Below are 8,074 nucleotides of genomic sequence, written 5' to 3'. Positions count from 1 at the left end.
CGTCCAGAACAGGAAGGCGCGAAATGACCGACTGTTCTAGCCGCTGGAACTAGATTCAATAAAAAGCGTAGGTGGCTTGCTCAGAAGGGGAGGGCATTGGAACTCCTGACAAAGAGGCGTTCTTTGCCTCGTAGGAAGGGGTGAAATGACCGACCCTTCTAGCCACCGGAGCTAGATTCAATAAAAAGCGTAGGCGGCTCTTTCAAAAGAGCCGCGTAAGCTATAAACCAATAAAAAATGAAAAGCTAACTGCTCGTAGCAAGTTGGCTAATTAAAAGAAAGCTAGGAGGGAACCCGATGAATAAAGGGCGCGTTACGCAAATCATGGGTCCGGTTGTAGACGTTAAGTTTGATGGCGGAAAGCTACCAGAAATCTACAACGCCCTTACGGTAAAACAAAGCAACGAAAACGGAACAAGCATTAACTTAACATTTGAAGTTGCACTTCATTTAGGTGATGATACAGTTCGTACAGTTGCAATGTCTTCCACAGACGGACTTGTTCGTGGTACAGAAGTAGAAGATACTGGTAAAGCAATCTCTGTACCAGTTGGTGATGCAACACTTGGTCGCGTATTTAACGTATTAGGTGATGCAATTGATTTAGATGGTGAGGTTCCTGCCGATGTACGTCGTGATCCAATTCACCGTCAAGCACCTGCATTCGAAGAGTTATCTACTAAAGTAGAAATTCTTGAAACTGGTATTAAAGTAGTAGACTTACTTGCTCCTTACATTAAGGGTGGTAAAATCGGTCTATTCGGTGGTGCCGGTGTAGGTAAAACTGTATTAATTCAGGAATTAATTAACAACATCGCACAAGAGCACGGTGGTATCTCTGTATTCGCTGGTGTAGGTGAGCGTACTCGTGAGGGTAACGATTTATACCACGAAATGAGCGATTCTGGCGTAATTAAGAAAACTGCGATGGTATTCGGACAAATGAACGAGCCACCTGGAGCACGTCAACGTGTTGCATTAACAGGTTTAACAATGGCTGAACATTTCCGTGATGAGCAAGGACAAGACGTACTTCTGTTCATCGATAATATCTTCCGTTTCACACAAGCAGGTTCTGAAGTATCTGCCCTTCTTGGTCGTATGCCATCTGCGGTAGGTTACCAACCGACACTTGCAACAGAAATGGGTCAATTACAAGAGCGTATTACATCTACAAATAAAGGATCTATCACGTCTATCCAAGCGGTATATGTACCAGCCGATGACTATACGGATCCAGCACCAGCTACAACGTTCGCTCACTTAGATGCAACAACAAACTTAGAGCGTCGTTTAACACAAATGGGTATTTACCCAGCCGTAGATCCATTAGCATCTACATCTCGTGCGCTTTCTCCAGAAATCGTAGGAGAAGAGCATTATGAAGTAGCTCGTCAAGTACAGCAAACTTTACAGCGTTATAAAGAGCTTCAAGATATCATCGCTATCTTAGGTATGGATGAGTTATCTGAAGAAGATAAGTTAGTTGTACATCGTGCTCGTCGTATTCAATTCTTCTTATCTCAAAACTTCCACGTAGCTGAGCAGTTTACAGGTCAAAAAGGTTCTTACGTACCTGTAAAAAATACAGTTAGCGGATTTAAAGAAATTCTAGAAGGAAAATATGATGACCTTCCAGAAGATGCATTCCGCCTTGTTGGTGGCATTGAAGAAGTTATTGAAAACGCGAAGAAAATGATGGCGTAAGGCCTTAGGAGGGACGAATTATGAAGACATTTCCAGTCAGTATTGTAACTCCTGATGGACCGGTTTACGAAAAAGAAGTAGAAATGGTAAGCGTAAAAGCAGAGAGTGGGGAAATGGGGATCTTACCGGGCCACATTCCAACTGTTGCACCATTAAAAATTAGTGCAGTTCGTCTGAAACATGGTGGACACACTGATTATGTAGCAGTAAGCGGTGGCTTTATCGAAGTTCGTCCAGATAAAGTAACTGTATTATCATCATCTGCTGAAGAAGCAAACCATATCGATATCCATCGTGCAAATGAAGCGAAGCGTCGCGCTGAGCAACGTATGCAAGATAAACAAGCACATGTTGACTTTAAACGTGCAGAAATGGCATTACAACGTGCTGTGAACCGTTTAAACGTTTCCGATATGAAATAAAAAAATCCGTAAAGGCTTTGCCTTTACGGATTTTTTTGTAGTTCATGGATAATTTTACAAAAATGGTATAATTATATTGATGCTTGTATAAGTAGAGAATGTACAACAATTTATAAAGGAGATGAATAAATGATTGGTGAAATGAAACGAGAAGCGTTGCACTCTTTAAAGGGAAATTGGGGACTAGGTGTTGGATCAACGATTTTATATCATATCATAAGTTACGTCGTTTCAATGGCTGTAATGCTTATATTATTAATTCCAGGAGTTATAATATTTCTTTTAGCTTCTATCTCAATCGGTTCAATTGGAGAAGAAGCGATGGGAATTGCAGCTGTGATTACGTTTGGGGTTTTTTATTGTCTTATGATAATTTTAAGTTATGCAGCTTATGGTATTACAACATACGGTTATACGAATGTGTTTCTACAAATAAGTAAAAGAGAAGATGCTAGAGTGGATTACTTGTTTGAAGGGTTCCGTGGTTTTAAAAGAATGATGAAAACAATGTGGGCTATGGTTGCAATTTTGTTATATACAGGTGCATGGGTGCCAATGTTAGGAATGATTGTGTTTGGGACATTAGGTTTTTTTGATGAGAGTGCAAACCCATCGTTCATAATCGTTTTCTTTATTTTATTAGCTATCTCGGGTATTGTAATGACTATCCTGTATTTTTCGTATTCAATGACGTATTATGTGATGGTTGAAAAACCAGAATATAGTGTTTCACAGGCAATGAAAGAAAGTAAGCATCTTATGAAGGGGCACAAATTGGATCTGTTTCTGTTGTGGCTGAGTTTTATAGGTTGGGCAATTTTAGCGATTCTTACACTTGGAATAGGTTTTCTTTGGCTTAGCCCGTATATAAGTACAACGACAGCGCATTTTTATCGCCATCTTTCAAAAGATGAATTGTAGTAGGAACATGCTATACTAATAGAGTTATTACGTATAGGAGGACGATTATGATTAGTGATTTAAAAGGAGAAGCGCTAGATTCATTAGAAGGGAAATGGGGATTAGCTGTCGGTGCAACATTACTGATTTCGATTCTTATTTCAGCTTTTAGTTTTAGTATTAATTTTATTTTCTCTCAGGTTTGGGATTGGAAAGAAGTAAATAGCTCACTTTCAGTAGACGTTATTTCAATATTGATGGTAGGTCCATTAACGCTAGGTGGTTATTATTTAGCACTACATATTCTTCGTGAGAAAGAAGCGCGTATTGGGCATATATTTAGATGGTTTACAGAAGGAAGTAAGTTTATCAAGTCATTTTTATTATATATAGTAGTGAACATTTATATTTTCTTATGGTTTTTACTATTTATTATTCCAGGCATTATTAAATCATTTTCTTATGCGATGACGTACTTTATTATAAATGATCACCCTGAGTATTCTATAAATCAAGCTATTACAGAAAGCCGTCGTATGATGGATGGACATAAGATGGAGTATTTCATTTTATGTTTAAGCTTTATCGGTTGGTTTATATTAAGTTGTATTACGTTAGGAATTGGATTCCTATGGCTAATTCCATATTTTTATACGACGTCAGCAGCTTTTTATGAAGAGATTGCAGAGGAATATTACGAGAAAACAATTCCGACACTATAAAGTGGGGCATCTCATGTTGATGACTAGTTTTACTGTCAGCAAATAGCATGATAAAAACACCCAGTATGAGCTATTGGTTCATACTGGGTGTTTTTTGTAGAAATTTTATGAATTGATGACTAGTAAGTGGTTTACTGAAATAGTAACCTTGCATATATTTACAGTTGTTTTTTTGTAGAAACTTAAGTTGTTTTTCTGTTTCAATTCCTTCAGCGACGACGGAAAGATTTAAAGTATTTGCAAGGGAAAGGATAGTGGAAACAATGGCTCTTTCCTCAGGCCGATGATCGGCTAGTTGTGTAAATTCTCTAGGTACTTTTAATGTATCGATAGGGAAAATGGATAAATAAGCGAGAGAAGAATAGCCGGTACCGAAGTCATCAATGGACGTTTGAATACCATATTCCTTTAATTGTTTTAGTCTTGATAATGTTTCTTTTTCATCGATCATTGCAATTCGTTCTGTTAACTCAAGTGTTACATGCTTTGGATCGACTTTAATGTCTGTTATGATTTGTGAAATGTTCTGGATTAAATTATCTTGCTGGAACTCTTTTGCTGATAAGTTCACACTTATTTTTAAATCTTTGTAGCCGAAAGTATGCCATATTTTTAACTGACGACAAGATTCTTTTAATACCCAATGACCGAGTGGCACGACTTGTGGTGTCTCTTCTACAATTGGAATGAACTCACATGGCGGAATATCACCTAGGAGTGGGTGTTTCCAGCGTATTAATGCTTCAGCTCCAATAATTTTTTTCGTCGTAATATCAATTTGTGGTTGATAGACGAGATAAAATTCTTCGTTTACTAAAGCGAGTGGTAAATCTTTTTCAATTCGAGCTTTTCGTTCCATTTTTTTATACAATTCTTTCGTGTACAGAGAGCTACCGTTTTTCCCTTTGTTTTTTGCTTCGTACATGGCCATATCGGCATGCTGCAAGATTGATAATGGATCTTCACCTGCTTCAGGATATATTGCAATCCCGATGCTTGGTGAGATTTTTAAATGTTGATTTTCAATTTCGAATGGTTCGTTCATGTCTGCTACAATCGCATCAGCTATTTTTTTTACATCGGGTCTTTTTTTATAATTCTCAATAAGGATTGTGAATTCATCCCCAGCTAATCGGGCGAGCTTCATATTTGGTGTTGCTATTCTTTCAAGCCTTTTTGCTACTGCAATTAATAGAAGGTCTCCTACCCTATGACCGAGGGTGTCATTAATAACTTTAAAGCGGTCTAGGTCGAGAAACATAACAGCAAAAGGCCTTTTTGATATTTCGGATCGAGCAATTGCTTGTTCTACATATTGATGAAATGCACGGCGATTTGCAAGCTCTGTTAACGTATCATGATATGCTAGAAAATTAATTTGTTCTTGTTGTTGTTTGCTTTCCGTAATATCTTTAATCATTAAATAAACTCCAGAAATATGATTCTTTAAAAAGATAGGAACAGCTGTAACATGCAAGTAGTAAATATCTCTATTTTTATGATATGCCCGTATTTCTAAAGAAATAGATTTCCCCTTTTTTACGCGATGAAAGGCATTAATGATTTCTTCCAAATCTTCTTCATACATAAGTGAATAGTAAGGTTGATTTAATAATTCATTCGTTTGATAACCGAGTAAAGTAGTACCAGCGTTGTTCACATTAAGAAAATTACCGTACAAGTCTAATGTGAAAATTGGATCTGGATGGTGCTCGTATAAAGATTTAAACATTTGTTGGTTATGGTATAGTTCATTTTTTTGTTCTACTAAATCTTCTGTACGTAGTTCAATTTGTTTTTCGAGTTCTAAGTTGAATTGCATTTGGGCTAGTAATAATATTTTATTTTGTTTTCGAACTAAACTATGGCGTATGAGAACGAAGGAGAAAGTTATCATGAGCCCAATTACTACAATAGGTGCAAAAACGTATTCAACTAATATAAAAACAATAAGCATGACTACAGAAATATAAGGTAATGACAATCTGATCGACTCACCAATTTTAGGTGTTAATAGTACTTGTTCTTGTTTTTCGGGTTCTTTTGTATGCAGAATACAGGCGATTGCTACTAGTACTAAAGTTACTTGATAGAGAGGGGTAACTGTAAACATAGAATACTCGGGTGTGAAGTATTTAATATAAGCATAAATCGCGTCTGTAGTAGCATATAAAATTAAAGCACTGCCAAGAAGTGCACCAACTTTTTTGGATAATAAGGATAATGGCTTGAATAACAGATTGATTCCTATGAGAAAAAAGAGTAAATCGGCCATTGGATAGGTAAGTTGAACGAATATGTCGATATATGATGTTGAAGAAACGTGAATGGTGCGTTCAATAAGTAAGTAGTAACTTAAAGTGAATTGTGCTGTAACAATAATACAAATATCACATATCATAAAAAGCTTTTCTAATAAATCGCGGTTGTAGATGATTTCATATAGAAAGGCAAATGCAAAGCTAATTAAAAAAAGTAGGTAAAAAAAATCGGACGGATCAACAAATGTATAGTAGTCCTTTAAAATTAAACGTTGATAGGCAACGACGATATCACCAATGAAATAAGAGAGGGTTCCAACAGATAATACGGTCCAAAATAAACGAGGTAACCCTTCTTTCATGTTTGAAAAATAAAGTATATAGCTACAAGCGATAATATCAATGAATAGCGAACTCATCCCAATTAATACTTGAAAAGGAAATGAGTATTCGTATAGAAAAGGCATTGCTACGTAATGAGTCACTATAGACAACAATATAATGCTTATAAGAATACTTACATGTGTTTGTTTTTTCATTTATCTCACCCACGGTATATACATATAAATTCCTCTTTTATTTTTTATAGTTTCTTGAAAAATATATATAATTTTTATATTTATTTTGCACAGGTATGGCGCGAGTTATAAAAACAGATTTTAATAATTCTCGTTTCTGTCTCCAACATATCGACATAGGAATTTGAAGTTTGCTATAATGATTAAAATAGTTGCATTATTTAGAAAAATTTAAAAATAATAATTACTGCAACTAGGACATATTGTTTACTAAGTGAACTTGTTCTTAATTCAGGGGGGAGGGTTTCACAATGGCAAGTGTATATGAAAATAGTTATATGATCGTTTTGATTTTCTTGCTATTAGGCATATTGCTGCCGGTAGTGGCTCTTACATTAGGAAGGATGCTGCGTCCAAACAAACCAAGTGCAGCGAAAGCGACGACGTATGAGAGTGGGATTGAGCCTTTTCATGATGCGAATATTCGGTTTCATGCTCGTTATTATATTTTTGCTTTATTGTTTGTCATCTTTGATGTAGAAACTTTATTTTTATATCCATGGGCTGTCGCATATGACAAGCTCGGTTTATTTGCACTGATTGAAATGCTCATCTTTGTTGTAATGTTGCTAGTTGGATTAGCGTATGCTTGGAAAAAGAAGGTGTTACAATGGTTATAAATTTTGAGGAATTACATCCAAATGAACGTGCGGAATTAGAACGAAATATCTTTTTTTCTACGTTGGAGCAATTGAAAGGATGGGCACGGAGCAATTCTTTATGGCCGATGACATTCGGACTAGCATGCTGTGCAATTGAAATGATGGGAGTAGGTTCATCACATTATGATTTAGATCGATTTGGGTCATTTTTTCGGACTTCACCAAGGCAATCAGACGTTATGATTGTGTCGGGAACGGTAACGAAGAAGATGGCTCCTATTGTTCGGCGTTTATACGATCAAATGCCTGAACCAAAGTGGGTTATTGCAATGGGATCTTGTGCGACAGCAGGTGGGCCATATGTAAATTCATACGCTGTTGTGAAAGGTGTAGATCAAATCGTGCCAGTTGATGTGTATATTCCTGGTTGTCCACCTAATCCTGCTGCCTTAATTTATGGAATTAATAAATTGAAAGAAAAAATTCGTTACGAGGCAAAGACGGGAAAGCAGGTGACGAATAAATGAGTGATCCAAACAAAGACTTAGAGGATCTGAAAAGAGAAGCGGCTAGGCGTGCGAAAGAAGAGGCGAGAAAGCGTCTTGTTGCGAAACATGATGCAGAAATAAGTCAACTTGAGGAAGAAAATCGAGAAAAAGAGAAAGCGCTACCAAAAGATAGTGAAATGACTTTGGAAGATGCAAAACGCCGCGCCGTCGCGGCCGCAAAAGCCAAGGCAGCGGCATTAGCGAAGCAAAAAAGAGAAGGAATAGAAGAAATACCGGAAGAAGAAAAGGCCAAAGCGAAAGCGAAGGCAGCCGCCGCGGCAAAAGCAAAAGCAGCAGCATTAGCGAAGCAAAAAAGAGAAGGAAGCGAAGAAGT

The 8,074-nt window shown here is 37.0% G+C and carries 7 protein-coding genes and 1 pseudogene; 7 read left to right on the top strand and 1 reads right to left on the bottom strand.

Going from position 1 to position 8,074, the window contains the following annotated elements:
• Positions 1-297 precede the first annotated feature (297 nt).
• From atpD to BAQ44_RS26945, 4 genes are all read left to right on the top strand, one after another.
• Positions 298-1,707 (top strand): F0F1 ATP synthase subunit beta, encoded by a 1,410-nt coding sequence (gene atpD / locus BAQ44_RS26960; RefSeq protein ID WP_001032603.1) that lies wholly within the window; start codon positions 298-300, stop codon positions 1,705-1,707.
• A gap of 20 nt (positions 1,708-1,727) precedes the next feature.
• Entirely contained in the window at positions 1,728-2,129 is a 402-nt protein-coding gene (atpC, locus tag BAQ44_RS26955) for a F0F1 ATP synthase subunit epsilon (RefSeq protein ID WP_060487972.1), read from the top strand.
• 129 nt (positions 2,130-2,258) lie between these two features.
• Entirely contained in the window at positions 2,259-3,050 is a 792-nt protein-coding gene (locus BAQ44_RS26950; RefSeq protein ID WP_071724801.1) for a DUF975 family protein, read from the top strand.
• A 47-nt stretch (positions 3,051-3,097) separates the two neighbouring features.
• Positions 3,098-3,751: a DUF975 family protein gene (locus BAQ44_RS26945; protein ID WP_061680017.1), complete on the top strand. Its 654-nt coding sequence runs from the start codon at positions 3,098-3,100 to the stop codon at positions 3,749-3,751.
• Positions 3,752-3,821: 70 nt separating this feature from the next.
• Here BAQ44_RS26945 and BAQ44_RS26940 read toward each other — a convergent pair whose 3' ends face one another.
• Positions 3,822-6,551, bottom strand: coding sequence for a putative bifunctional diguanylate cyclase/phosphodiesterase (locus tag BAQ44_RS26940; RefSeq protein ID WP_071724799.1), 2,730 nt, complete (start codon positions 6,549-6,551; stop codon positions 3,822-3,824).
• 290 nt (positions 6,552-6,841) lie between these two features.
• Here BAQ44_RS26940 and nuoA point away from each other — a divergent pair, with 290 nt between their 5' ends.
• The 3 genes and pseudogenes from nuoA to BAQ44_RS26925 form a co-directional block, all read left to right on the top strand.
• Entirely contained in the window at positions 6,842-7,210 is a 369-nt protein-coding gene (gene nuoA / locus BAQ44_RS26935) for an NADH-quinone oxidoreductase subunit NuoA (protein ID WP_000179273.1), read from the top strand.
• On the top strand, positions 7,201-7,719 hold the full coding sequence (nuoB, locus tag BAQ44_RS26930; protein WP_000236331.1) for an NADH-quinone oxidoreductase subunit NuoB: 519 nt from the start codon (positions 7,201-7,203) through the stop codon (positions 7,717-7,719). Before nuoA ends, nuoB begins: the two co-directional genes overlap by 10 nt.
• Positions 7,716-8,074: pseudogene (locus tag BAQ44_RS26925) on the top strand (NADH-quinone oxidoreductase subunit C); the annotation flags it as partial. The gene nuoB and the pseudogene BAQ44_RS26925, both read left to right, overlap by 4 nt.

Source organism: Bacillus mobilis, assembly GCF_001884045.1.
GTDB classification, from domain to species: domain Bacteria; phylum Bacillota; class Bacilli; order Bacillales; family Bacillaceae_G; genus Bacillus_A; species Bacillus_A mobilis.
Note: the sequence above shows the minus strand (reverse complement) of the source record. Positions and strands in the feature narration are given on the sequence as shown.